Origin of the sequence: Listeria grayi (assembly GCF_900638015.1) — a bacterium.
Classification (GTDB): Bacteria; Bacillota; Bacilli; order Lactobacillales; family Listeriaceae; genus Listeria; species Listeria grayi.
Genome location: NZ_LR134483.1, coordinates 1,632,297 through 1,659,169, shown reverse-complemented (window position 1 = coordinate 1,659,169; position 26,873 = coordinate 1,632,297). Strand labels below are relative to the sequence as shown.

21 protein-coding genes and 2 other annotated features are annotated in these 26,873 nt (G+C 42.3%); of the genes, 15 read left to right on the top strand and 6 right to left on the bottom strand.

Translation table 11 applies throughout. The features are described from left to right. Positions 1-42: 42 nt before the first annotated feature. The 5 genes from EL241_RS08020 to EL241_RS08000 all read left to right on the top strand — a co-directional run bounded on the left by EL241_RS08020 (position 43) and on the right by EL241_RS08000 (position 7,469). Positions 43-3,240, top strand: a complete 3,198-nt coding sequence (locus EL241_RS08020; protein ID WP_170166177.1) for a DEAD/DEAH box helicase — start codon at positions 43-45, stop codon at positions 3,238-3,240. A 5-nt stretch (positions 3,241-3,245) separates the two neighbouring features. Further along, positions 3,246-3,665 (top strand): general stress protein, encoded by a 420-nt coding sequence (locus EL241_RS08015; protein WP_036106561.1) that lies wholly within the window; start codon positions 3,246-3,248, stop codon positions 3,663-3,665. Positions 3,666-3,824: 159 nt separating this feature from the next. Next, complete coding sequence (gene acnA / locus EL241_RS08010) at positions 3,825-6,533, top strand: aconitate hydratase AcnA (RefSeq protein WP_126320491.1); 2,709 nt, start codon at positions 3,825-3,827, stop codon at positions 6,531-6,533. Positions 6,534-6,654: 121 nt separating this feature from the next. After that, complete coding sequence (locus EL241_RS08005; RefSeq protein WP_126320490.1) at positions 6,655-6,876, top strand: hypothetical protein; 222 nt, start codon at positions 6,655-6,657, stop codon at positions 6,874-6,876. A gap of 17 nt (positions 6,877-6,893) precedes the next feature. Continuing rightward, a complete protein-coding gene (locus EL241_RS08000) occupies positions 6,894-7,469 on the top strand; it encodes a DNA-3-methyladenine glycosylase I (protein ID WP_036106572.1) in 576 nt (191 codons plus the stop codon). A 30-nt stretch (positions 7,470-7,499) separates the two neighbouring features. Here the strand turns inward: EL241_RS08000 and EL241_RS07995 are convergent, their stop codons facing one another. The 3 genes from EL241_RS07995 to adhE all read right to left on the bottom strand — a co-directional run bounded on the left by EL241_RS07995 (position 7,500) and on the right by adhE (position 12,230). After that, on the bottom strand, positions 7,500-8,564 hold the full coding sequence (locus EL241_RS07995) for a DUF2705 family protein (RefSeq protein ID WP_126320489.1): 1,065 nt from the start codon (positions 8,562-8,564) through the stop codon (positions 7,500-7,502). Then, on the bottom strand, positions 8,561-9,481 hold the full coding sequence (locus EL241_RS07990; RefSeq protein ID WP_126320488.1) for an ABC transporter ATP-binding protein: 921 nt from the start codon (positions 9,479-9,481) through the stop codon (positions 8,561-8,563). The genes EL241_RS07995 and EL241_RS07990 overlap by 4 nt, the downstream gene beginning before the upstream one ends. A gap of 148 nt (positions 9,482-9,629) precedes the next feature. Beyond that, positions 9,630-12,230: a bifunctional acetaldehyde-CoA/alcohol dehydrogenase gene (adhE, locus tag EL241_RS07985; RefSeq protein ID WP_036106578.1), complete on the bottom strand. Its 2,601-nt coding sequence runs from the start codon at positions 12,228-12,230 to the stop codon at positions 9,630-9,632. 267 nt (positions 12,231-12,497) lie between these two features. Continuing rightward, positions 12,498-12,741: a binding site (T-box leader), on the top strand. A gap of 38 nt (positions 12,742-12,779) precedes the next feature. Next, positions 12,780-13,011 (top strand) — a binding site (T-box leader). Between the two features lie 59 nt (positions 13,012-13,070). Here adhE and trpE point away from each other — a divergent pair. The 9 genes from trpE to EL241_RS07940 all read left to right on the top strand — a co-directional run bounded on the left by trpE (position 13,071) and on the right by EL241_RS07940 (position 21,758). Next, positions 13,071-14,432, top strand: a complete 1,362-nt coding sequence (gene trpE / locus EL241_RS07980; RefSeq protein ID WP_126320487.1) for an anthranilate synthase component I — start codon at positions 13,071-13,073, stop codon at positions 14,430-14,432. Beyond that, on the top strand, positions 14,429-15,037 hold the full coding sequence (locus EL241_RS07975; protein WP_003755444.1) for an anthranilate synthase component II: 609 nt from the start codon (positions 14,429-14,431) through the stop codon (positions 15,035-15,037). The genes trpE and EL241_RS07975 overlap by 4 nt, the downstream gene beginning before the upstream one ends. Then, positions 15,009-16,028 (top strand): anthranilate phosphoribosyltransferase, encoded by a 1,020-nt coding sequence (trpD, locus tag EL241_RS07970; RefSeq protein WP_036106580.1) that lies wholly within the window; start codon positions 15,009-15,011, stop codon positions 16,026-16,028. The genes EL241_RS07975 and trpD overlap by 29 nt, the downstream gene beginning before the upstream one ends. After that, positions 16,025-16,792, top strand: a complete 768-nt coding sequence (gene trpC, locus EL241_RS07965) for an indole-3-glycerol phosphate synthase TrpC (protein WP_036106583.1) — start codon at positions 16,025-16,027, stop codon at positions 16,790-16,792. The genes trpD and trpC overlap by 4 nt, the downstream gene beginning before the upstream one ends. Beyond that, positions 16,789-17,400 (top strand): phosphoribosylanthranilate isomerase, encoded by a 612-nt coding sequence (locus EL241_RS07960; RefSeq protein ID WP_036106586.1) that lies wholly within the window; start codon positions 16,789-16,791, stop codon positions 17,398-17,400. Before trpC ends, EL241_RS07960 begins: the two co-directional genes overlap by 4 nt. Positions 17,401-17,406: 6 nt before the next feature. Further along, positions 17,407-18,606 carry a tryptophan synthase subunit beta gene (gene trpB / locus EL241_RS07955; protein WP_003755451.1) on the top strand — a complete coding sequence of 400 codons (1,200 nt, stop codon included), beginning with the start codon at positions 17,407-17,409 and terminating at the stop codon, positions 18,604-18,606. Next, entirely contained in the window at positions 18,599-19,366 is a 768-nt protein-coding gene (gene trpA, locus EL241_RS07950) for a tryptophan synthase subunit alpha (RefSeq protein WP_036106588.1), read from the top strand. Before trpB ends, trpA begins: the two co-directional genes overlap by 8 nt. 300 nt (positions 19,367-19,666) lie before the next feature. Further along, on the top strand, positions 19,667-20,356 hold the full coding sequence (locus EL241_RS07945) for a response regulator transcription factor (RefSeq protein WP_036106589.1): 690 nt from the start codon (positions 19,667-19,669) through the stop codon (positions 20,354-20,356). A 1-nt stretch (position 20,357) separates the two neighbouring features. Continuing rightward, on the top strand, positions 20,358-21,758 hold the full coding sequence (locus tag EL241_RS07940; RefSeq protein ID WP_126320486.1) for a sensor histidine kinase: 1,401 nt from the start codon (positions 20,358-20,360) through the stop codon (positions 21,756-21,758). Positions 21,759-21,941: 183 nt separating this feature from the next. Here the strand turns inward: EL241_RS07940 and EL241_RS07935 are convergent, their stop codons facing one another. From EL241_RS07935 to EL241_RS07925, 3 genes are read right to left on the bottom strand one after another with little or no spacing between them, the layout of a single operon-like run. Further along, positions 21,942-22,304 (bottom strand): YxeA family protein, encoded by a 363-nt coding sequence (locus tag EL241_RS07935; RefSeq protein WP_126320485.1) that lies wholly within the window; start codon positions 22,302-22,304, stop codon positions 21,942-21,944. Next, positions 22,305-24,209 carry an FtsX-like permease family protein gene (locus EL241_RS07930; RefSeq protein WP_126320484.1) on the bottom strand — a complete coding sequence of 635 codons (1,905 nt, stop codon included), beginning with the start codon at positions 24,207-24,209 and terminating at the stop codon, positions 22,305-22,307. Further along, entirely contained in the window at positions 24,206-24,964 is a 759-nt protein-coding gene (locus tag EL241_RS07925) for an ABC transporter ATP-binding protein (RefSeq protein ID WP_036103738.1), read from the bottom strand. Before EL241_RS07925 ends, EL241_RS07930 begins: the two co-directional genes overlap by 4 nt. A 286-nt stretch (positions 24,965-25,250) precedes the next feature. On the opposite strand from EL241_RS07925, the gene EL241_RS07920 reads away from it, so the two are divergent. Beyond that, the gene (locus EL241_RS07920; protein ID WP_036103741.1) at positions 25,251-26,864 is read left to right on the top strand and encodes a putative polysaccharide biosynthesis protein; all 1,614 of its coding nucleotides are present in this window, start codon (positions 25,251-25,253) and stop codon (positions 26,862-26,864) included. Positions 26,865-26,873 lie beyond the last annotated feature (9 nt).

Below are 26,873 nucleotides of genomic sequence, written 5' to 3'. Positions count from 1 at the left end.
TTGTATAATGATATATTAGAGTAAGAGAGAAATAGAGGAGGAATTTCAGTGTATATTTCACTTGAAAAACAAATGATCCCATATAGTATCAAGCAAAAGGGACGGGCGCTGTTCAAAGAAAATGCGATGACTGCATTTCGCGTGCCTGAAGATTCTTCCATCTATAAAACGATGTTTACAGATCACGAAACGGTCAAAGACGATAATAACGGGAATTATCACTGCAGCTGCCAGACATTTTCTGAAAAGCAGTATTGCGAACATGTTTATGCCGTTTCTCTGCAGATAGAAGAAGAAAATCAGCAGAAAAATAAAATCAATTTTAAAAACCGTATTTTACAGCAAGAAGCCGCGACACTTTTATCTTTATTTCAAGAAAATCTATCCGCACATTATGACAGCGGGGCATCACAAAAGAAAAAGCTCCATGTCGGTTATTTTCTCCGGCTGAAAATCGAAGAGGATGGTACCAGTCTGTCACTTGAGATCAAAGTTGGGACAGAGCGTGATTATGTGGTGAAAAATATCAGTAATTTTGTTACAGCCGTTGATAAACAGCAATTAGTCAGCTTTAATAAAAATTTCACTTATGATCCTAACGAATATTACTTTTCCGAAAAAGACCAGCAGATCCTCCAGCATTTATTCCAAATCAGTAAAGTAGCTGAAATGTATGATACCGATACGATCTATTGGAGTAAGAGTTATGAGGAAGAAAAACAGTTGATCATCCCGCCGACATTCGCGACCGAGTTGTTGCAACTGTTGGACGTGCAAGATGCTTCTTTGACAGTGATGCGTGATAAAGAAGCCTTATTCAAATATAACCGTATCGTACTTGAAACGACGAAACCAGATTTTACCTTTAAATTAAATAAAGATAGCGAAGCTCACTACATTTTGGAAATGGAAGATGTTCAGCAGTCGATCTTTTTAGAAAGCTACCGTCTGCTTTTTTTGGATGGAACTTTCTACGCGCTATCTACTGAGGATTGGCAGGCGCTGCAACCGTTTATTTCTTTTCAACATATTACGAAGAATGAAATCGTACAATTCAGCGAACAGCAGCTTAGCGAAGTGATCTCTTACGTGCTTCCGAGTTTGCAAAAGAGCGGCGAACTAGAGATCGACACAGCGATTCAGGATCGTTTGGTGAAAAGACCGCTGGAAATCGAAGTGCATGTTCAGAAAGTGGAGAGACAGCACATTGTTGACATTGCTTATCACTATGGCGAGCAAAGTTTTCATCCCTTCCAAATTGAAGAGCAGTTGGAAAATCAAGCCGCGATCATCATTCGCGATGTGGAAAAAGAGACGCATTTTATGCAGATCATCGAGAATGCGCCGCTGCATATCTCTTCTAATCAGCTAGTCGTGGATGATAAAGAAGCATCTTATTACCAGTTCTATGCACGTACAGTCCCGGCTTTATCAGCGCTTGCGGATGTTTATTTGGACGAAGAATTAGAAACACTGGTAGAAAAAGATGTACTGCCGACAACGACACTCGATGTTTCGACAGAACTCAATTATTTATCGATCGCTTTTGATTTCAAAGGGATCGATCCAGCAGAAGTCCCGGATATCTTAAATGCGATCCGCGAACACAAAAAATATTATCGCTTGGAAAACGGTCATTTTATTTCGCTGGAAGAAGAGCGCTTCAAACAGATGGAACGAATCTTGACATTGATCGATATCCGTAAAAAAGATTTGACTACGGAAGTTCACGTCCCGCTTTATCGCGGACTACAGATCTATGACACGATTGCCAGTACTCCCAATGAAAATCGAAAGTTCACACGCAGTTTCAGACATTTGATTGAAGACATCACAGCATTTCAAGAGGAGATTTTCACATTGCCAACTAATATCCAAGCAGAACTGCGAGATTATCAAATCGTTGGTTTTGAATGGATGAAATCATTGGCAAAATATCAATTGGGCGGGATTTTAGCTGATGACATGGGACTTGGAAAAACCCTACAGACGATCACTTTCTTAGCATCGGAGATCGAGGGAGCGGAGGCGCTTGACCCGATCCTTATCGTTACCCCAGCATCGCTTTTATACAACTGGCAAAATGAATTTGAGAAATTCGCTCCAGCTTTAAAGGTGCAGATCATTGACGGCAACAAGCAAAATCGGGAAACGATCATCGCGAATCTAGAATCAAATGCGGTTTATTTGATTTCTTATCCTTCGCTGCGGCAGGATATCACCTCTTTCCAAGAGCATACTTTTTCTTCTGTTATCCTAGATGAATCGCAAGCAGTGAAAAATTATCATACAAAGACATCACAAGCTGTTCGGGCGCTTCATCGCTATCAAACTTTTGCACTCAGCGGGACGCCACTGGAGAATAATCTAGATGAGTTATGGACGATTTTTCAAACCCTAATGCCGGGATTTTTCCCCTCACTACGAAAATTCAAGCTGTTGGAAAACGATCAGATCGCCCGTATGATCCGTCCGTTCTTGTTAAGACGAATCAAACAAGATGTGCTTAAAGAGCTACCCGATAAGATCGAAACGAATTTATACTCTGAATTGACCGAAGAACAAAAAGTCGTCTATCTGGCATACTTAGAGCGAATCCAAACAGAACTTGCCCAGGATGATGAAACGAACCGGATGAAACTGCTAGCCGGATTGACGCGCCTTCGCCAGATATGTTGCGATCCAACTTTATTTGTCGACGGCTATCAAGGCGGTTCCGGGAAATTACTCCAACTGCTGGATACGATCCAAACAGCAAGAGAAAATGGTAAGCGGATGCTGATCTTTTCCCAATTTACAAGTATGCTCGGTATTATCCAGTCTGAGCTGAACAAAATTGGCATGGAATATTTTTATATGGACGGCCAAACACCTTCTAAAGAACGCGTGAATTTAGTCAATGCGTTCAATGAGGGCGGAAAAGATATTTTCTTGATTTCCTTGAAGGCTGGTGGAACAGGACTTAACCTGACGGGTGCGGATACCGTGATTTTATATGACTTATGGTGGAATCCGGCAGTGGAAGAACAAGCAGCCAGCCGTGCTCACCGTATTGGACAAAAAAATGTCGTACAGGTTATAAGAATGGTCGCAAAGGGTACAATAGAAGAGAGGATCTTCGACTTACAGAAGAAAAAACAAGCATTGATCGACGACATCATCCAGCCAGGCGAAAAACTCCTGAATACACTTTCCGTCGATGAATTAAAGGCCTTATTATTAGAAAATAGGAAGGAATGATCCGTATGAAACCATGGCAAGTTTACACCGTATTAGATATTCAAACCGCAAAAACCACCATTGAGAATTTGATTGCAGAAGGCTACGACAAAGAAGATATCTCGTTGCTTGTCAAATCTTCCAATGAAGAAATCAATGCGTTTATTGAAGCGGAAAATATTTCCTTGGAACATCCAGTAAATGAAAATGCGTTTGGCGTTATTTCAGGAATCTTACAATCTTTAAGCGGAGGTTTGGTTATCCCGCAAGTTTATAATCCTGATTACGGCGCTCTATATGCTGCTGGTCCATTCGCCAAATGGTTTTCCAAGACAGATGATAAGACTGTCAGAAATCTGTTAGAAGATTTTGATCTAACCGAAGAACAAATCGATTCTTTTATCCGTAATCTTGACGCCGGTAATTTACTTATATTAGCGCGATGAGCAAATGAATTAGCTGAAAATCTACCTTTGGAGGTAGATTTTTTTGTATAAGTAAAACTTATTGATTATTTCTAAAAACAATTAGTTTACTTATCAAAGATATTTAAGTAAAATAAAAGATGTACTCGCAACCGTTTCGAGAATAAGGAGGAAGCGAAAATGCCTAAATGGAAAGAAAAAGCGAAGTCATCCTTTGAATTGCATAATAAAACGTATCATTATTACCAACTAAAAAGTGTAGAAGACGAACTGAATACGAAGATCGACAAACTACCCTATTCGATTCGGGTATTACTGGAATCGGTCATTAGACAGTCAGACGGAAAAGTGATCCAAGATGGTCATGTCGAAAAGCTAGCGCTATGGCAGCCAAAAAAAGAAAACAAGGGGGAAGTTCCTTTCAAACCAGCGCGCGTGATCTTGCAGGACTTTACCGGAGTTCCGGCAGTCGTGGATCTGGCGTCACTGCGAAAAGCGATGGCAGATATTGGCGGCGATCCAGAAAAAATCAACCCTGAGATCCCTGTTGATCTCGTGGTCGATCACTCCGTCCAAGTAGACAGTTACGCGACGCCGGAAGCACTACAAATCAATATGAATCTGGAATTCGAGCGCAATATGGAACGCTATCAATTTTTAAATTGGGCGCAAAAAGCATTTGACAATTATCGCGCAGTCCCACCAGCAACTGGCATCGTGCATCAAGTCAATCTGGAATATCTGGCGAACGTCGTAAATGTGTTGGAAAAAGACGGGGAAGTTACAGCTTTTCCTGATACATTAGTAGGAACAGACAGCCATACGACTATGATCAATGGTCTTGGCGTACTTGGTTGGGGAGTCGGCGGAATCGAAGCCGAAGCAGGAATGCTTGGACAGCCGTCTTATTTCCCTATCCCAGAAGTCATTGGTGTCAAATTAACAGGCGTATTGCCTAACGGCGCGACAGCAACTGATTTTGCTTTGAAAGTCACCCAAGCACTGCGTGAGAAAAAAGTAGTCGGCAAATTTGTGGAATTTTACGGACCTGGTGTTTCCGAACTACCACTTGCGGACCGAGCAACAGTAGCCAACATGGCTCCGGAATATGGTGCGACCTGCGGCTTTTTCCCTGTGGATAAAGAGGCGCTTACTTACCTGCGTTTAACTGGCCGTTCTGAAGAACAGATCGATTTAGTTGAAAAATATCTAACAGCAAATGATCTATTTTTCACTCCAGATAAACCAGAGCCGTCCTATACGGATACGCTCGAAATCGTTCTATCTGATATTGAACCTAACTTAGCTGGACCAAAACGTCCACAAGATCTAATCCCGCTTTCAAAAATGAAAGAGACTTTCCAACAATCGATCGTAGCTCCAAGTGGTAACCAAGGCTTCGGTCTGGAAAAGACTGATTTAGACAAAGAAGCGGTCGTGAAATTTCATAACGGCGATGAAGCAGTAATGAAAACCGGATCGATCGCGATTGCTGCAATCACAAGCTGTACCAATACATCCAATCCTTATGTTATGCTCAGTGCCGGTTTAGTGGCTAAAAAAGCTGTAGAAAGAGGCTTAGAAGTTCCTAAATTCGTTAAAACATCATTAGCGCCGGGCTCTAAAGTCGTAACTGGCTATTTGGAGAAGGCCGGTTTACTGCCATTCTTGGAGAAACTAGGCTTTGACTTGGTTGGTTACGGTTGTACAACGTGTATCGGTAATTCCGGTCCTTTAAAAGAAGAAATCGAAACCACTATTCAAGATAACGATTTGCTGGTTTCTGCTGTATTAAGTGGGAACCGTAATTTTGAAGGAAGAATCCATGCTTTAGTAAAAGCGAACTTCCTCGCTTCACCACCGCTTGTCGTTGCCTATGCACTTGCTGGGACAACAAATATCGACTTGCAAGGTGAGGCGATCGGCTACGATCAAAATGGCGAAGCAGTTTATCTGAAAGATATTTGGCCGGCAACAGATGAAGTAAAAGCATTAGTAGAAGCAACGGTCACACCAGAACTTTTCCGTGAACAGTATGAACATGTCTTTACGGAAAATGAAACATGGAATGCGATCGAAACTACAGACGAACCGCTTTATCAATGGGATGATACTTCTACCTATATCGCTAATCCGCCATTCTTTGAAAACCTAGCGAAAGAAGCAGGTAAGGTAGAAGCATTGAATGATTTGCGTGTAATTGGAAAATTTGCTGACTCTGTCACGACGGACCATATTTCTCCAGCCGGAGCAATCGGAAAAGATACTCCCGCTGGTCAATATTTACAGTCACGCGACGTGAAGATCCGCGATTTCAACTCGTACGGTTCACGCCGAGGGCATCATGAGGTAATGATGCGCGGAACCTTTGCCAACATTCGGATCAAAAATCAGATTGCTCCTGGAACAGAAGGCGGGTATACGACTTATTGGCCGACAGAAGAAGTGATGTCAATCTATGATGCATCCAGATTATATCAGCAAACAAACACCGGGCTTGTCATTTTGACTGGCGATGATTATGGCATGGGTTCTTCCCGTGATTGGGCCGCGAAAGGTACTAATCTACTAGGGATCAAGACAGTTATCGCGAAAAGCTATGAACGTATCCATCGTTCCAATCTCGTAATGATGGGTGTCTTACCACTTCAATATCAAGCGGGAGAAGATGCCGATTCACTTGGATTGACTGGAGAGGAAACGATTCATGTCGCAATCGATGAATCTGTTCTGCCACACGATCTTGTTGCAGTAACAGCAGTAAAACCAACTGGTGAAAAAATACAGTTTCAAGTAGTTGTCCGCTTTGATTCCGAGGTGGAGATCGATTACTATCGACACGGCGGGATCTTACCTATGGTATTGCGCGGCAAGTTGAGCGAAGCCTAAATAAAAGCATGACCCAAGCTATTAATTGGCTTGGGTTTTTGCTTGCATAGCAGGAACAAACGTTCTATAATGAGAGTAAGAAATACATATTGAGAGGATGTGCCTCGCTTTGAGGACCAGAGTGCTTCTTTTAGGTATAACGATACTTGCCGGCATACTTAGTGGTTGGGCATTGATTTGGAGAGGCGTTCCTGTTCTCGCATCCATACCGATTTGGGCGCGTCTACTTTTTTGGGCAGCCTGTATCGGCATAGCCGTTTTGGAATGGAAAGGGCGCTTTATCTGGGCACTAGCAGGTTTGTTTTTCGCAGTTGTGATCAGTGTCTTATATGTTTTTGACTAATAGAGTGGAGTGAGAAAATGACAGAAGGAACGATTTGTACATGGGCACAAAACGATGAAGTAATGGAAGCTTACCACAATACCGAATGGGGATTCCCAAGTTACGATGACAACTATTTATTTGAGTTGCTTAATTTAGAAGGTGCGCAGGCAGGTCTCTCCTGGAAAATAATCTTACATCGGAGACACGCCTATCAAGAAGCTTTTTTCGGATTTGATATCGATCGCTGTGCTGCCATGACTGATGAAGAAATTACCGAGATCCTGCAAAATCCAGGGATTATCCGTAATAAACTGAAAGTAAATGGTGTACGAAAAAATGCTAAAAGTGCGCTTCGTGTACAAGCAGAGTTTGGCAGCTTAGCAAATTATTTCTGGCAGTTTACTGACAATAAGACAATCGTCAATCATCGGAAAAGCGAAAAGGAGCTCCCGGCAAAAGATGAGTTATCTGAGAAAATCAGTAAAGATCTACGAAAACGCGGCTTTACCTTCGTTGGTCCGGTCATCATTTATTCCTACTTGCAGGCGATCGGCATCATTGACGATCATGTGACGACCTGTCCTTATCATACCGATAATCGCAGCAAATAAAAAAGAGTCCATATATGGACTCTTTTTTTGTTACGTTAAAGCAACATCTCGTTTTTTGAAGATATAGAAGCTTAATCCGAGAATAATCACGGTATAGATCGCTAAGCCGACTAGTGCCTGCCAAAAATCAAGATTGCCGGGAATCTTATCTCCAATGGCATAATAATTAATGTTTAGTAGATTGAAAAATACCCACTTGATCCATTCGTATTTGCCAATCGCGATTTGTAAGATCCCTCCTAAGATATTGCTGGCAAACATCACACCTAAGCCAACACCGATCGCTAGCGCTTGCGAGCGAATTACAGATGAGAAGAAGAAGGACAAGCTTGCGTATACGATCATCAGTACAAAGGAGATCGCAATCGAGCGAAGTGCGATATCAAAAGCACTTAATGAGCCTGTGTAAGTTGCCATTGGCAGGAACGCTGATTGATGTGGCAGCATAAAGGAACAGAGGTAGCTGACGACGATCAAGATAATGAGCGTTACAAGTCCATATAATAAAGTCACGATCAATTTAGATAACAGGATCTGACTACGGGAATAAGGACGTGTCAATAACAGTTTGATCGTTCCACCTGAGAATTCCATTGCTACCATCATGCTGCTCATGATCACGACTAAAACTAAAGCTATAAAACTCATTCCACCTAAGTTAGAGAAGAAAGAAGCACTTCCGTAACCGCTAGGAACATCAGGCGTTTTGCCTGCATCCGCATATCCTTGATAATAATCGATCTCTTTTTGAAGTGTTTCGCGCTCTTCTTTACTAGAAACAGCCGTTTTTTGTTTTTTTAGTTCGGTAACAGAGTCTTTAGGAGACAATGTTTTTTCTTTATAGGCACTTGATTTACTATCAGAGAGCGATTGGTACTGTTCTTCGGAAATCGTGCTGCCGTCGCTAGATTGATAGACGATCACGCCGTTTTCTGAAGTTGTAACACCGTCTTCTGCTGAATTTCCTAACATATTGGAAAGGGAAAGGAGCAGGATAGCAGAACCAATAATAAAAACAATTAAAATTAATTGCAAAATCCATGAAGATTTACGCGCCATTAGTTTGCGCCATTCGTTATTTACTAAAGCCATCATTGTTCAGTACCCCCAGTGCTTGTTAATTCTAAGAATCGTTTCTCTAGTGAAGCCTTTATTTTCACGAATTCCAAAACATCGACATTAGCGTGGATGAGGTTGCGGACCAAGTGAACGCTTTGTTCGTGAGTCAACTCGATCTCAAACTGATTGTTTTGCTGATTGATGATCTTAATGCCGCTATCTTCAAGCAGCGAAGCAGTGATCGCCGGATTAGTCACTTCCAGCAGATAGCTGATGTGATTTTCATCCGTCAATGAAGCAATATCTTCAATATGTGTTACAATACCTTGATTGATGATCGCAAAACGTTGGGTGATCTGTTGGATCTCGCTGAGTAAATGGCTAGAGATAAGAACGGAAGTACCATTTGCCGCTAACTGCGTAATCAAATCACGAAATTCAGCCATCCCTTGTGGATCAAGTCCATTGGTCGGTTCGTCCAAAATCAAGAGGCCAGGGGAGTGGATAAGCGCCTGTGCTACACCTAGACGTTGACGCATCCCAAGGGAATAGGTCTTTACTTTTTTTCTAATAGCAGGAGTAAGCTTGACCGTTTCCACGATGCGCTTTAATTCGTCATCGGAGATTTTTTTTCGGCTCATCCTTGCAAATTGTTTCAGATTATCCCAGCCGCTCATGAACTTGTAAAATTCAGGGTTTTCAATGATCGCGCCGACATTAGAAATCGCGGATTTAAAATCTTTTTTGATATTTTTTCCAGCGATCCATACCTCTCCTTCAGACATTGAGATCAGTCCGACAATCGAGCGGATGATAGTAGTTTTTCCGGCACCGTTTGGTCCGAGAAGACCAAATACCTCGCCTTTATGTACGTCGAAGGAAATATCTTGGATAATCTTTTTCTTACCGATTTTTTTGGATATTTGCTTGACTTGTAAAATAGGTTGTTCCATAGTAGCCCTCCTTATGTAGTATGTTTTCAGTATAACAATTAATATTGGGAAAATCATCTGTCAATAGTATAAGAAAAGTATAAGTCCTAAGACGTAAAAAGGCTGGAGACGATTATTGTCCCCAGCCTTTTTACAAGTGGCACTTAGATCAAACGCCTTTATATGCTTCTTGATAGATTGCTTTTAGTTCACTTACAAGTGGTTGTTTTGGATTGGCAGTTGTACATTGATCCATGAAAGCACGATCTGCCAAAGTGTCTACCACTGCATCGAAGTCTTTTTTATCGACATTTTGTCCTTTTAGACTCATATCGATGCCAACATCTTTTCCAAGTTTGATGATCGCGTCAACTAATGATCTTACCCCTTGTTCTGTCGTTGCGGCAGGCAAACCAAGGATGCGAGCGATTTGTGCATAATCTTCGTCTGCTTTGTATGATTCGTATTTAGGGAACAACGCATGTTTTTTCGGTTTAGTTGCATTGTAGCGAATAACATGGGGCAGTAAGATCGCATTGGCACGGCCATGCGGAATATGGAATTCTGGCCCGATCTTATGCGCCAAGCTGTGATTAATACCAAGGAAAGCATTGGCAAATGCCATTCCGGCAAGGGCAGAGGCGTTATGCATGCTTTCGCGAGCATCTGGATCGGCTTTCAATACTGAGTTGCATAAGTTTTCAAAGACTAACTGTACGGCACGGATCGAAAGTCCTTTCGTATAATCGCTTGCCATTACAGAGACATAAGATTCGATCGCATGTGTCAGTACATCCATTCCGGTATCTGCAGTGATATGTGCAGGAACAGTTGTGACATATTGTGCATCTACAATAGCTACGTCAGGTGTTAATGAGTAGTCAGCTAATGGATATTTGATATTATTTTCTTTATCTGTGATAACAGCAAATGGTGTTACTTCGGAACCTGTTCCGCTGGTAGTAGGGATAGCAACGAATTTTGCTTTGTCACCTAATTTAGGATATTTGAAAGTACGTTTGCGGATATCCAAGAATTTTTGTTTTAATCCGAAGAAGGAAGCTTCTGGGTGTTCGTAGAATAACCACATACCTTTCGCTGCATCCATTGCAGAACCGCCACCAAGGGCAATGATCGTGTCGGGTTTGAAGTCGCGCATCAATTCCGCACCTTTATAAACAGTTACATCAGATGGATCTGGTTCAACATCAGCGAACACTTGATAGTCTACTTGATTGCTACGTTTTTTCAGATGTTCGATGACAACATCGACATATTTGAATTGTACCATTCCCGGGTCAGTTACGATAAAAACACGTTCGACACCTTCCATTTTTTGCAAGTATTGTGTGGAGTATTTTTCAAAGAAAATTTTAGGTGGTAATTTGAACCATTGCATATTATTTCTCCGATCAGCAATTCGTTTGACGTTTAGAAGATTCGTAGCACTAACATTTTGAGAAACAGAGTTTTTGCCGTAAGATCCACAGCCAAGCGTTAGAGAAGGAATGAAGCCGTTATAGATATCGCCGATTCCGCCTTGTGCAGAAGGTGCATTCACAATGATCCGGCAAGCTTTCATGCGAAGGCCAAATGCTTTTTGAGCGGCTTCATCTGTGGAGTGGATAACTGCCGAGTGTCCTAGACCACCGAATTCAAGCATCGCTTCTGCTAGATCGAATGCTGCTTTTTGGTCTTTTGCTTCCATAAATGCAAGTACTGGACTTAGTTTTTCATGAGATAGTGGGTAATCACTGCCTGCACCTTTGATTTCAGCAATAAGGATCTTGGTATCTTCAGGAACGCTGAAGCCAGCTTGTGCTGCGATCCAAGCAGGAGATTTACCAACAACATCCGGATTTAAAGTTCCTTTTTCAGGATTGATAACATAGCTTTCTAATTTTTTGAATTCCGCACCTTTAACGAAATAGCAGTTGTTGCGAGTAAATTCTTCTTTTACTTCTTTAACAACTTCCTTATCCACGATAACGGCTTGCTCAGAAGCACAGATCATGCCTTGGTCGAATGTTTTAGAAAGGATCAGGTCGTTGACTGCACGTTTGATTTTTGCCGTTTTATCGATGTAAGCAGGTACGTTACCAGAACCAACGCCTAGAGCTGGCTTACCAGTAGAATAAGCGGATTTGACCATTCCTGGTCCGCCTGTTGCAAGCACTAATGCAACTTTTTCGTGATTCATTAGTTGTTTGGTAGCTTCGATCGATGGTGTCTCGATCCATTGCACACAGTGTTCCGGAGCGCCTGCTTTTACAGCTGCTTCATAAACTACTCTTGCAGCTTCAGCGGAACATTTTTGAGCGCTTGGATGGAAAGCGAAAATGATCGGGTTACGTGTTTTGATAGCGATGATCGCTTTGAAAAGAGTAGTAGATGTCGGGTTAGTTACCGGTGTTACACCAGCGATAACGCCAACCGGTTCTGCGATCTCGATCACGCCGTTTTGTTTATCTTCATGGATGATGCCGACTGTTTTGTTTGTTTTGATGCTATTCCAGATGTACTCAGTAGCGAAGATGTTTTTGATACATTTGTCTTCGTAAAGACCACGTCCTGTTTCTTCAACTGCCATTTTTGCAAGTGGCATATGTTGATCAAGTCCTGCTAATGCCATTGCGTGCACGATGTTGTCGATTTGTTCTTGTGTGTAAGTATCAAATGCTTTCAACGCTTGTTGTCCATTTTCTGCTAGTTGGTCGATTGTTTGCTGTACTGCTAAAACTTCTTTTTGGTCGGTTTCTTTTACTGCCATGATAAAGTCCTCCTTATTTTTTCGGGTCATTTAATGTCCCTGTGTTACAATAAACGTCCCGATAGGTTTAAAAAAATAGGCTTTGCCTGCATGCATGATGTCATTTCTTTTGTTTACAAGCTTAGTATAAAACATCCAAAAAAGTTTGTCCACTATTTCACGTGAAAAGTTTCACAAAAATAGAAAATAAGAAAAAAGACCTATTTTAGCAGAAAATAATCGGTGTTATTGACAGAGGAGCAGAATTTTTGTATGATAGGGACAATATAAGTGACGTAGAAGAAGAGTAAGTAGTCTAGTGGCTATTTTCAGAGAGCTGATGGTTGGTGAGAATCAGTAGTAAAAGCTAGGTGAATGGGCTTCTGAGTCCTGTACTGAAAGCAGTTTGCGAGTAGGTGGCAGCGTGTATGTCTTGTCGTTATCCAAGACACCATTCAATGATTGGATGGATAAAGTGAATTGGTATTTTACCAATTAATTAAGGTGGCAACGCGGAGCTTTCGTCCTTGTTTAATTTATTTAAACATGGAGGAAGCTCCTTTTTTATAGTCTAAAACGATGAGTAGGAAGAGTAACAAAACAGATGCTGATCCAGAGAGCTTACGGGTGGTGTGAGTAAGCAAAGCGGTTTTGCGAATGGGCCTATGAGTAAGATCCTGAACGAAGAGAGTAGGGATTTTCGGCGCTCCCGTTATCGAGTGATTCCAGATATCTGGAAATAGAGATGATCAGTGTTTCTGCTGATCAACATGAGGTGGTACCGCGATAATTCGCCCTCTAAAGCTGTAAATACGGCTTTAGAGGGCTTTTTTATTTGGAAAGAAGAAAGGGGAAAAGAAAATGCGATTATATAAGAAGCTACCAGCTGATACATTGACTGCGATCGTGGTGTTCAAGCGAATCCAGGGTGAAAATAAATGTTTGCTTGAAGGAGCTGCGAAAGATGCTGATTCTGGAAGATACTCTTTGCTAGCAAGTGATCCTGTGCATGATATCCAAGTTTATCAAGACCGTTTTTTCTTTGATGGCAAAGAACAGCGCACGCAAGATCCACTTCGAGAAATCGATCGGTTGACGCTAAAAGAGGAAAAAGAAAGCGAGCTTCCCTTTGAAGCGGGAGCCATTGGTTATGTTGGTTATGATACCGTTGCTTTATATGAAAGCATCGGTACGATTCCAGAAGATGATCTCCAGATCCCGGATTGTCACTTTTTCCTCTATGAATCATTTGTTATTTTTGATCATCAAGAAGAACAATTGTTTATCGTCGAAGATAACTGCTACAGCGGCCGTTCTGAAGAAGTACTTCGTGAGGCAATGGCCTTTCGTGAAAAACAGCTAACGACACCGCTGGCGGACGAAAATACGATCACAGCAATCAAAAAAATGACTTATACCAGCAATGTTACCAAAGAGACCTATCAACAGATGGTAGAACATGCGAAACAGCATATTGAAGCGGGAGATTTCTTTCAAGTGGTTTTGTCGCAGCGTTTAGAAGCAACATTTACAGGTGATGCTTTTGACTATTACCGAAAACTGCGGCTGCTTAATCCCTCGCCTTACTTATTCTATTTAGATTTCGGCGAAACAAAGCTGATTGGGTCTTCGCCGGAGAGCTTGATAAGTAAACATGGCCGCAAGATCACGACAAATCCGATTGCCGGAACTCGAAAACGCGGTCAGACCAAAGCAGAAGATCGCGAGTTGGAGGAAAGTCTGCTGAGCGATGAAAAAGAACTGGCAGAACATCGCATGTTGGTAGATCTCGGTAGAAATGATATTGGTAAAGTGGCCAGAATCGGCACTGTTAAAGTGCCGGTCTATCTAACAATCGAGCGTTATCGCTTTCTCATGCACTTAGTATCCGTAGTGGAAGGCGAATTGAAGGAAGGTTTGACAGCACTTGACGCCTTGCGATCGACATTGCCGGCCGGAACCGTTAGCGGCGCACCAAAAATTCGGGCAATGCAGCGAATCTATGAATGGGAAAATCGCAAGCGTGGTCCTTATGCAGGAGCAATCGGTTATCTGACAAAGCACGGTGATGCTGATTTTGCGCTAGCGATCCGGACAATGGTACTTCATAAGCAAAAAGCATACGTCCAGGCTGGTGCGGGGATCGTTTATGACTCAGATCCAGAATCGGAATATCTGGAGACATTGCAAAAAGCGAAGGCACTTTTGGAGGTGGGAGAATGATCGTTTTAGTAGATAATTATGATTCTTTTACATTTAATTTAGAACAATATCTGTCTGAGTATACCAAAGTTTCCGTGATCAGAAACGATGATCCAAAGCTACTGGAAGCAATCCGACATGCCGATGGTATCGTACTCTCACCGGGACCGGGACATCCGAGCGAAGCAAATTTGCTTGAAAAAGTCATTCAGAGCTATCAGCATACGAAGCCGATCCTGGGCATTTGCCTAGGACACCAAGCGCTTGGTGAAGTAAATGGTGGAAAGGTAGCACGAGCCTCCCAGATCCGTCACGGTAAAGTTTCGATGATGCAACGAATCGCGGATCCATTGTTTGCTGACATCCCCGAAGAGTTTCCGGTCATGCGCTACCATTCGCTGATCGTGGAAAAAGCCAGTTTGCCAAAAACGCTAATATCGATGGGAACCGCGCTGGATGATGGCGAAATGATGGCGATGAAGCTCCAAGGTAAAGCCGTATATGGCTTGCAGTTCCACCCTGAATCGATCGGAAGTCCTTATGGGAAAACAATAATTCGTAATTTTGTTACGTTAGTAAAGGATGAGGTGAAAAATAATGGAAAATTTATTACAGAAAGTTTATGATCAAGAAAATTTAACTCGGCAAGAAATGAAACAATTATCAGAAGCAATTTTTAAAGGTGAAATCGCAGATGCCCAAATCGCAGCCTTTTTAATGGCTCTTAAAATCAAAGGTGAAACAACTGCGGAAATGGTCGGGATTGCCGAAGCGATGCAAAGCATGTCACTTTCGATTCCTTATACAAACGCGGATGCGATGGATAACTGCGGAACTGGCGGCGACAAATCAAACAGTTTCAATATCAGCACGACCTCTGCTTTCGTACTTGCCGCAGCAGGGATAAAAGTGGCAAAGCATGGCAATCGCAGTATTTCCAGCCGTTCTGGGAGCGCCGATGTCTGTCAGGAGCTCGGTATTGATATTGACTTAGAACCAACTGCTGTAATGGATCTATTAGATAAAACCGGCATCGCCTTTTTATTCGCACCGCATGTTCACCCCAATATGAAATATGTGATGGGTGTGAGAAAAGCACTTGCGACGCCGACGATCTTTAATTTGATCGGGCCGCTTACTAATCCGATCAAATTAAAAACTCAGCTGATGGGCATTTACCGCAGAGATTTATTGGAACAGACAGCAGTCGTACTAGGTGAGTTAGGAAGAGAACGTGCCATTGTAGTAAATGGGGCAGACTATTTAGATGAAGCAAGTCTGTCTGGTGAAAACCACTATGCATTGCTGGAAAACGGTAAAGTGACTTTGCATACGATCACGCCAGAGGATGTAGGGCTAAATCGTTATCCGCTGGAAGCGATCCGCGGGAACGGACCAATCGAGAACGCCGCAATATTACGCGATGTGCTAGCTGGGAAACCTGGCGCGCCATTAGATACTGTTTTACTAAATGCCGGTTTAGGTTTACTGGCAAATGGGAAAGTGACAACGGTGCAAGCAGGTGTCGAGTTAGCGAGGGAATTGATCCTCTCCGGAAAAGCAGAAGCAAAATTGAAGGAACTATTGCACATGCAGAAAGAGGTAATGGCAGGATGACATTTTTAGAAAAAATACTGACCGCAAAACGCGAAGAAGTGGCGGCAATGGAGCAAGAAACGCTTCAGCCTATTAGAGAGACCTATTCTTTTTATGATTATTTACAAGCACATCCGGAACGCATGCAACTGATTGGAGAGGTCAAACGTGCCTCACCTTCCAAAGGAGCAATCAAATTAGATGTGGATCCGATCGAACAAGCCCTTGCTTATGAACGTGCGGGTGTGGCAGCAATTTCCGTCCTCACTGATCCAAGTTATTTCAAAGGATCCATTGAAGATCTGCGGCAAGTTGCAAGCCGAGTAAGTATTCCTGTGTTATGTAAAGATTTTATCATTGATGAAAAGCAGATCAGCCGAGCAAATAATGCTGGTGCCACGATCATTTTGCTGATTGTGGCTGCGCTAGAGGCAAAACGGCTGGAAGAACTATACCGCTTTGCCCGGTCGATCGGATTGGAAGTACTGGTGGAAGTGCATAACGAACAGGAGTTGGAAACAGCAACTAAATTAGGCGCTACGATTATCGGTGTCAATAATCGCAATCTCCACAGTTTTGAAGTAGATATCGCGGTAAGTGAAATGTTAGCGACGAAAAGGGCTGCAAGCGGTGAAAAAGTCTGCTATATCAGCGAGTCCGGCTTTAAAACACCGGAAGATGTCGAACGAGTAAAACAAGATTATCGTGCTGTCTTAGTCGGCGAAGCATTGATGCGGGATGATCAGCCGGAGAAAGCAGCAGAACGTCTGCGGGTACTGCGATGAAAGTGAAAATTTGCGGACTTAAAAAAGCAGCGGACGTCCAAACAGTCATTGAGAATGGCGGTGATATGATCGGGTTTGTTTTTGCTCCGAGCAAACGGCAAGTTTCCATTAAACAAGCACAAGAGCTAGCGAAACAAATCCCCGCGTCAATCAAAAAAGTCGGTGTATTCGTGAACCCGACTTTAGAAGAAGTAAAGACAGCCATTACGCAAGTGCCACTCGATCTTGTTCAACTCCACGGCGAAGAATCTGAATCTTTGATCGCACAAATCGAACGACCGGTCATTAAAGCGTATAAAGCAGATGGCGATCTAGCTCGATTTGAAGAGTGGTTGCCAACAACAAAGGCTACTTATATTTTATTAGACACGCCAGGAGAACAATTTGCTGGCGGCAGCGGAAAAACATTTGATTGGAAAAAATGGCAGCATATCAAGCTGGCAAATAAAAAAATCATCATTGCAGGCGGATTGACTCCTGAGAATGTAAAGAAAGCCGAGGAAATTTTCCAGCCTTATGGAGTGGATGTTTCTTCTGGCGTAGAAACGGCGGGTGAGAAAGATCCGCAGAAAATCAAAACCTTTTTACAAAATGCTAAAGGAGTGTGAAGCACCATGTATCAAGCACCAAATCAAGATGGCTTTTACGGTGAGTTTGGTGGGAAATTTGTCCCGGAAACATTAATGAAAGCTGTAAAAGAATTAGAAAAAACATATGAGGATTCTAAACAAGACAGCGACTTTCAAAAAGAATTGAACTATTATTTAAAACAATATGTAGGCCGGGAAACACCGCTTTATTTTGCTGAACAGTTAACAAAACATAGCGGTGGAGCGAAAATCTATTTAAAACGAGAAGATCTCAATCATACCGGTGCCCATAAAATCAATAATACAGTGGGGCAAGCTTTATTAGCGCGAAAAATGGGGAAACGGAAGATCGTGGCGGAAACTGGCGCTGGTCAGCACGGCGTGGCAACTGCGACTGTAGCTGCTTTATTTAAAATGGATTGTACGATCTTTATGGGGGAAGAAGATGTCAAACGACAAGAACTGAATGTTTTCCGCATGGAGCTTTTAGGTGCGAAAGTTGTAAGTGTCAAAGCTGGGAGCCGTACGCTGAAAGATGCAGTCAATGAAGCGCTGAAATATTGGGTCGCGAATGTAGAGGATACGCATTATGTGATGGGCTCTGTTTTAGGCCCGCATCCATTTCCTGAGATCGTTCGGGATTACCAAAGTGTGATCGGTTCCGAAGCAAGGCAGCAGCATTTAGATGCGGAAGGCAAACTGCCGGATGCATTGGTAGCATGCGTTGGCGGAGGAAGCAATGCAATGGGGCTTTTTTATCCGTTCGTCAATGATAAGGATGTGGCAATGTATGGTGTGGAAGCTGCTGGACTTGGACTAGATACGGAAAAACATGCGGCTTCGCTGACGAAAGGGAGCAAAGGAATTCTGCACGGGGCATTGATGGACGTGCTTCAAGATGAAAACGGGCAGATTCAAGAAGCATTTTCGATTTCTGCTGGACTGGATTATCCCGGCATCGGACCAGAGCACAGTTATTTCAAAACGCTTGGTAGAGCTACGTACGTATCAGTTACAGATGCACAGGCAGTCGAAGCTTTTCAATTGCTTTGCAAAACAGAAGGCATTATTCCGGCACTTGAAAGTTCGCATGCGATCAGTTACGCCGTTGAACTAGCTGGTCAACTATCGCCTGAGCAATCGATCGTTGTCTGCTTATCTGGAAGAGGCGATAAAGATGTAAGTCAAATCAAAGACCGATTGGAAGGTGAACAACATGACTAAACCTCTGACAAAAGCGATTCGAGACAAACAAGCAACTGGAACTGCCGTGATCGTTCCTTATATCATGGCTGGAGACGGCGGTTTGGAAAATTTGGAAGCCAAGCTACAGTTATTAGAAGCAAGCGGGGCGACTGCGATCGAAGTCGGCGTTCCATTCTCTGATCCGGTAGCAGATGGTCCAGTGATCCAATCAGCCGGATTACGGGCCTTGCAAGACGGCGTATCTCTGCGAGCAATCCTGCAAACCTTGCAGGCCAGCCGCGTGAAGCTTCCGCTCGTTATTATGAGTTATATCAATCCGATTTTCAAATATGGCATCAAGGAATTCATCCAAGCTATTCAAACGACCCCAGTAAAAGGATTGATCGTTCCAGATCTACCTTATGAACACAGAGAGCTAATCAGTAATTTGTTGGTGGATACAGATATCGCTTTAGTACCGCTCGTTTCACTTACTAGTTCCGAAGCAAGGATGCAAGAGATCGCTTCCGAAGCAGAAGGATTTATTTATGCGGTAACAGTAAATGGCATCACTGGTCAGCGCCAAGCGTTTGCCGATACATTAGAAACACATTTTGCACAATTGAAACGTGTTAGTCCGGTTCCGGTATTAGCAGGTTTCGGAATCTCGACCCAAGCACATGTCGCACATTTCCATGCGATTTGTGATGGCGTCGTGATTGGTAGCAAGTTCGTGCAACTATTCCATGAAAACAAAGAGCAGGAAGTTCAGCAATTTCTAGAAGAGGCGACAAAATAAGTTGGAAAGGAGCAAACATTCCCTTTTTTAGGAATGCTCAGCTTGCCCGAAAACGATCATCTTCGTCGTTAAAGCCTGCGTTCCGGTGCTCACGTACACAAGTACGCTCCGCTTCGGTACTCGACTTTGCCTAGAATCTAATCATTTTCGGGCAAGCTGAAAACAGTAAAAAATGATGGAAAGTGTATTTTTCTTGAGTCTGGGCATTCCCTTTCTTAGGAATGCTTGCTTTTTCAATAGGAATTAGTGGGTATTTTTGCTATATTTTAAGTAGCGAAAAAAGCATAGAAAAGGTGACTTATGGAAAAAATATTGATTGTTGATGATGAAAAAGAACTTTCCCTGCTTTTGAAACGAATATTGGAAAAAGAGGGGCTTTCGGATATTTCTATCGCGCAAAATCTAGCAGAGGGCTATGCAAAATTTGAAGCTGAAAAGCCGGATCTTGTGTTACTGGATATCATGCTGCCAGATGGAGAAGGTTATGACCTCTGCAAAAAAATCCGCGAAACTTCCATTGTACCGATTTTATTTATGTCGGCCAAAGGAGAAGAGATCGATAAACTGCTAGGATTAGCGATCGGCGGCGATGACTACATTACGAAGCCATTTAGCCCGAAAGAGGTTGCTTACCGCGTCAAAGCGCATCTTCGCCGTGCTAATTTTACCGCCCCGCAACAAAAAGCACTACAGGTCGGCCCATTTCAGTTCAATGACAATGAAACAGAACTGCGAAAAGCAGGCGAGCCACTGGAACTGACTGCAAAAGAGATCGCATTGATGCGTGTGTTCATGCATAATCCCAACCAGATCATCAGTAAAGAAACACTCTTTGAACGGGTCTGGCAGGAAACTTTTTTAGGTGCAGATAATACATTGATGGTCCACATTCGCCGATTGCGCGAAAAAATCGAAGCTCAGCCTTCAAAACCGGAATATCTGATTACGGTGAAAGGATTAGGATATAAATTCCTAATAAGGGATATTTAAAATGAAATGGCGTTTAACAAGTCGATTTGTGCTATCCATTATTACCGTCGTGCTGATCGTTATACTCGTCAACTCGATTCTGATAGTAGGTTTTTTTATTACCCGTGCCTCTGGCTATTGGGGAAATAAGGAAGCAGAATCAGCCGAAGATTTTACAAGAGCGCTTGAAAAACATATCCAGTTAAAAGACGACAAACCTGTTCTCGATGCAAGTGGTAAGAAGAAGCTGACGGAAAGAAAAGCATGGGTCCAATTTTTGAATAAAGCCGGGCAAGAAGTAGGCAGTTACAAGAAGCCAAAAAAAGTACCGACTGCTTATGCGCCGATCGATATCGTTCAACAATATAAATATAAAGAAGTAGATGCGCAGACGACGACTTATTTTGGTCAAAAAGGATCGCTCACTTATATGGTGGGCGTGGCAGATTCGAAAAACCAACGAATCGTTTTCAACTTGAACAAAGACAGTTTATTTCTGCTTTCTAATAAGGTCTTGCTGTTTTTTCTAGTTGTTGATTTGCTGATTGCTTTATTAGTGGGCTTCTTTTTTAGTAAACGATTGGCAGCACCACTTTATAAATTGATCGAAGGAATCAGACAGCTTCAAAAACGACGGTTCAACAAACAGCTCCCGATCCCACGAGGGGTTTATGCAGAAGTATTCAATAATGTCAATGACTTAGCCGCAACACTTGATCATTATGAAAAGCAGCGCCAACAGTTAGAAGAAATGCGGGAAGATTGGATTCGCAATATTTCTCATGATCTGAAAACACCGATGGCATCGATTCGCGGCTATGCAGAATTTATCAAAGAAGATGCCGCAACGCTTAAAGTAGAAGAACTGAAAGAATATACGCAGATCATTGAGAAAAAATCGATTTATATCCAAGAACTGATCGATGATTTGAATTTAACCACAAAATTGAAAAATCCAGCACAATCGCTTACCAAGCAGTCTACTAATATGGTAAGTTTTATGCGCGAAATGGTCATTGAATTGCTGAATGACCCGAAATTTCAAGCCGCAGAACTAGAATTTATAGCTGAGGAAACAAATATTGAAACTTCGATCGATCAAAAATTGATCAAACGAGCTTTGTTAAATATTATTTACAATGCCTTGCTTCATAATAAGGAAGATGTGCAAGTGCAAGTCCAAGTGGAAAAGGCAGAATCACCATATCGGGTCAAAATTCGGATAGAAGACAATGGAAAAGGAATACCAGCTAGGGAACAGCCCTTTTTATTCGAACGCTATTATCGGGGGACCAATACAGAAAATAATTATGGAACAGGTCTAGGAATGGCGATCGCTCGCGATATTGTCCAAGCACATCAAGGCGAGATCGAACTGACCAGTGAAGAAGGAAGCGGTACGAAGTTGAATATCTACTTATAAAAACAGCCCTCCTAAAAGGGCTGTCAGCTTGGCGAAAAACGCTCATCTTCGTCGTTAAAGCCTGCGTTCCGATGCTCACGTACACAAGTACGCTCCGCTTCGGTACTCGGCTTTGCCTAGAATCTAATCATTTTTCACCAAGCTGAAAACAGTAAAATAATGATTGAAATGGTGTTTTTCTTCTTAGTTTATTAATTTAGCTGTAACCTTATCCGGCAATTCGCTTTGTTTTACTTCGTCATAAGAAGTCACGCGATCTGCTTTTTTGACATAGAGCTTCAGAAAAGCGTGGCTGCGTAATTCTTTAGAAGCAGTGAAAGTGAGCATTTTTTTGTTGCCGTTTTTATCATAGGCAGGCAACTTATAATGATATGTTTTGTACACCACTCCGCTTGCGTCTTTATCCTCCGTAATGTGATCGCTTTTGGTGATCTCTGCGTAATAAGCCTGCTTTCCTAAGCGGTTGAAGTCGACCGATAAAAGAGCCGCAGCCCCAACGACAAGAACCAGTAAGATTCCGATAATGATCCATAATGTTTTTTTCATTTAAATAGCCTCCGTTCGAATGGTTTGTTTGATGACTTTCATATAAGCGTGGACAGTTGCGAAATAATACAGAATATAGATAACTGTAAAGGCGATCATCCACAGCATGATTGGAAGGAACAACTGCACGCCTAGCAATGCGGAGAAAGCTTTTAGCGCGATTGCACTATGTGCTAGTCCAATGATCAGTGGGATAACAAAAAAGGCGGCGATCTGAGCAGCGATCGTTTTTCGTAATGCTTGGATGTTATTTCCAAGTTTGAAAAGCATCAGATATTGTTCTTTGTCTGCTTCCGCTTCTGTCAGCACTTTAAAGTAAATAATGCTGCCCATGGCAATAAGAAAAACGATGCCGAGGAAGCTACCGATAAACAGCATGACGCCGATACCTTCAAAGCTAGATTGGATATCTTCCGATTGGCTGCTAAACAGGGTTTTCGCAGTGATAAAGCTGTGCAATTTTTTAGTATCATCTGCTTTCAAAAGCGGATCTTGGATCAAACGGATGAAAGTCGTTTGATGTTTGGCTTGAAATTCCTTGAAAGCAGTATCGCTGACAATAACAGCATTGGATCCGCTGATTGCATTTAAGACTGTTTTGGTACGGAACCCTTGTAACTTGATGGTTTGGTTTTTGCTGGTAATGGTTTTATTGGTATAATCCGGCGAGAAGCGTTTGTCATAAGCACTATCCAGCATAAGGCCGTTATTTTTCGTTAGCTGGAGACGGGGCTTGTGTTGTTTGCCGGCGAGTTGATTGTAATTAGAAACAGCCATGACAGGCAAAATACGTTCATTTTCCGCATTTTGATTGATCGATTTCGCTTCAAATTTTGCTTCCACCACTGGGATGATCATGTCATAGGTCGGATGTTTTAAAATAGCATCGGCGTGTTTGTTGAGAGCGGCGTTTGCTGTGAACATCAGCGTATTTGGATCTGCTTTTTTTACAGAACTGGTCGTATTATAGTAAATGCCGAAAATCGCGCCGCCTGCTGTGATCGTCGTTGCACTTAGAACAGCGATTATTGTAAGGATCCTTGCATTGGCGCGGATACGGTAGGCCAATTGGGAGATCGTGATGAGTCGCAGATTTTTCCACAATAAAGCCGGTGCTTTTTTCATATAAATAAAGAAATAGCCGACTAAGCTGTGGAAAAGAAGAAATGTGCCAGCGATCACGAGCACTAAAATCAGTAACGGCGTGGTCAACATGCCGAATAATTCCCACCATTTTGAGGTCAAGATATTCTCTAACGCTAGATAATACCCTGCCGCGATCGATAGGATGGCAATCAGTGCCAACCACAAGGAAGGCTTTGGTATCGACTCGCCTTTTCCCTCTGCATGGAAAAGATCAATCAGTTTAAAGCGATAGATCAGGCGGTAGCCTTGCAAAGAAGTAATGAAAAATAGCAGAAAGAAAACAAGTGCTGTCTGCAAGACCGCAGTTAGTGAAAAGGTAAAACTGACCGTTTCCGAACTATGGATAAAAACGAGCAGTAGCATTGCAAATCCTTTGGAGAACAAGAAGCCAAGTGCGGTTCCGATAATTAAGGCGATCAGACCAATCAATAAGTTTTCAAAAAATAGCATTTTACCGATCTGGCGCTTTCTTAGCCCGAGTAACGCATATAGCGCCACCTCTTTCTTACGCTTTTTCAAGAAAAAAGAATTAGAATAGAAGATAAAGATCGCTACAAAAATCAGTAAAATAACAGAAGCTCCGCCCATCAAGGCACTTACTTTCGTGGAAGTTGTCATTTTTTGAGCTACGCTGTCGCTGTATTTCAACGCAACAAAAGTAAAATAAATGGCAATGCTCACTACCATCGAAAGCATATAAAGGAAGTATTGCGAAAAATTACGGCTGACATTCCGTTTCGCAAGCGTAAAGAGAGTCATTTCTGCTCGCCTCCCATTTGTGCGATCGTTTCAAGAATTTCTTGATAAAAGGTTTCTCGGCGCTGTGAACCGCGAAGTAGCTCATGTGATAATTCGCCATCACTAATAATAAGGATACGACTGCAGAAACTCGCTGCAAATGCATCATGCGTAACCATCATGATCGTCGCGTCTTGTTCTTGATTTAGTTGGAACAAGCTGTTCAATAGGTTAGTTGCAGATTTGGAATCAAGCGCTCCCGTTGGTTCATCTGCGAAAATCAGCGATGGCTTCGTAATGATCGCCCGCGCAACAGCTGTACGCTGTTTTTGCCCGCCGGAGATCTGATAGGGGTATTTATCCTTCAGCGCAGCAATCCCCAGTAGCTCCAAAATCGCATCTAAACGTTCTTGGATAGCAGCTGCCGGAACCTTTGCAATCGCAAGGGGAAGGAGGATATTCTCCTGAACGGTCAGGGAATCCAGCAAATTGTAGTCTTGAAAAATAAATCCTAGATGATCGCGCCGAAAGTCGGCTAATTCACTTTCTTTCAATGTTTGGATATCTTTTTGATTTAGCGTTATCGTACCGCTAGTTGCATGATCGATCGTTGCTAAAATATGAAGTAGTGTCGATTTCCCAGCACCGCTAGGCCCCATTATTCCAACGAATTCACCTTCTTGGATGGTAAAAGAAATGTCTTTCAGCGCTCGAAATTGATTATCGCCTTTACCGTATACTTTATTTAACTGTTCAACCTCTAATAAATGCTTCATTTTTATGACCACCTTGTCTTTGATAACCTAAGTATAGTGGGGCAACCTTACGTGATTGTTGTTCCAACCTTACATAAAGCTTACTTTTAAAAAAGGATTAAAGTCGCTTTTTCTAAGAAAATGCTATATGATAAAATCTAGTAGACACACGGGTAAAAATATTTGTGATAAAATGCGCACAAACAGAATGGAAACAGCATAAGAAATGAAAAAGATGCTTTTTTTTTAGAAGATAAAATGGTAAAGTATTTAAGATAGATTATTTTTTGGTAAAGGAAGTTAAAACATGGGTTCAAAACTGCTACGAGGCACGTTTATATTAACGCTAGGTACACTGATTTCAAAAGTACTCGGCATCGTGTATGTCATTCCTTTTTATTGGATTATCGGAGGCGATAAACCGGCATTATTATATAATTTCGGGTATGTACCGTATCAACTTTTTTTAAGTGTCGCTACAGCAGGGATTCCGCTAGCAGTCGCGAAATATATTGCGAAATACAATGCAATGGAAGAGTATATGATAGGTAGAAGATTGTTCCGAACGGGGATCTATTTAATGATCGTTTCGGGGATCGTGTGCTTCTTGGCGATGTACGGGCTGGCGCCAACGCTAGCAAGGATGCAGCAGCTAAAAGGCGGCTACAGCTTGCAAGATGGTATCCAAGTTATTCGTGCAGTGAGCTTTGCCTTGCTTATCATTCCTGTAATGAGTTTACTCAGAGGATTCTTTCAAGGATATAATTCCATGGGACCGTCAGCGGTCTCACAAGTATTGGAACAAGTGGCTCGGATCGTTTTCCTATTAGTTGGTACATTTATCGTCATGTATGTGATGGACGGTGGTGTGGTAAATGCAGTCAGTGTCGCAACTTTCTCCGCATTTATAGGGGCTTTTGCCAGTTTGATCTTGTTGATCTTTTACTTTGTGAAACGAAAGCCTGGCTTAGACAGGACATTATTAGAAGACCGCGGGGAAGTACATATCTCGATACCGCGACTATATAAAGACATTATTTTATCAGCTATTCCTTTTATCATTGTGGGTTCCGCAACATCTCTTTATCAATTGATCGACCAGTTTACACTAGGTCAAGTACTGGAGTATATCGGTGTTAGCGAAAAATTGGTAAATACGTATGTCGCGATCATCAACTTTGATGCACAAAAATTGATCATGATACCTGGAACACTTGCGATCGCCTTTTCTATGGCGTTAGTACCGCTTGTAACTGGGGCATATGTTCGAAAACAATATGATTATGTGAAGCGACAATTGAATGATGTTTTTCAGATTCTCCTTTTTCTAACTATTCCAGCTTGCTTCGGCATCGCTTTACTAGCACGACCATTATTTACTGTGTTCTTCAATGCAAGCGACAATGGAACAGAGCTGCTACAATTTTTCGCACCATTTGCCATTTTATTCTCCCTGTTCGCGGTAACAGCAGCAGTGTTGCAAGGCATCGATGAACAGCGCTTTACTGTATTAGGGCTGTTAGTAGGGCTATTAACAAAATCAGTGCTACAAATGCCGCTGATCATGTTATTTGAAGCGAAAGGCTCGATCTTGGCAACGGGCTTAGGTTATCTCGTGTCTTGTATCTTCATGCTGGTGATTATCAAAAAATATGTCCAGTTTTCCTTTAAGCAGACATTTCGGCGGACGGTCTTGTTTATCATGATGACGCTTGTGATGTCGGTCGTGGTAAAAGCCGTTTATTACCTCGCGTCTCTCGGAATTAGCCCGGATCATAAGCTTTCCGCATTCTTGATCTGTGTGATCTGTGGTGTCGCAGGAGCGGCTGTTTATGGCTATATCTCGATGCGCCTTCATTTAGTAGACAAGTTATTCGGACCGCGTGGCACACGAGTACGGGAAAAATTAGGAATCAAATAAAAGCAAAGC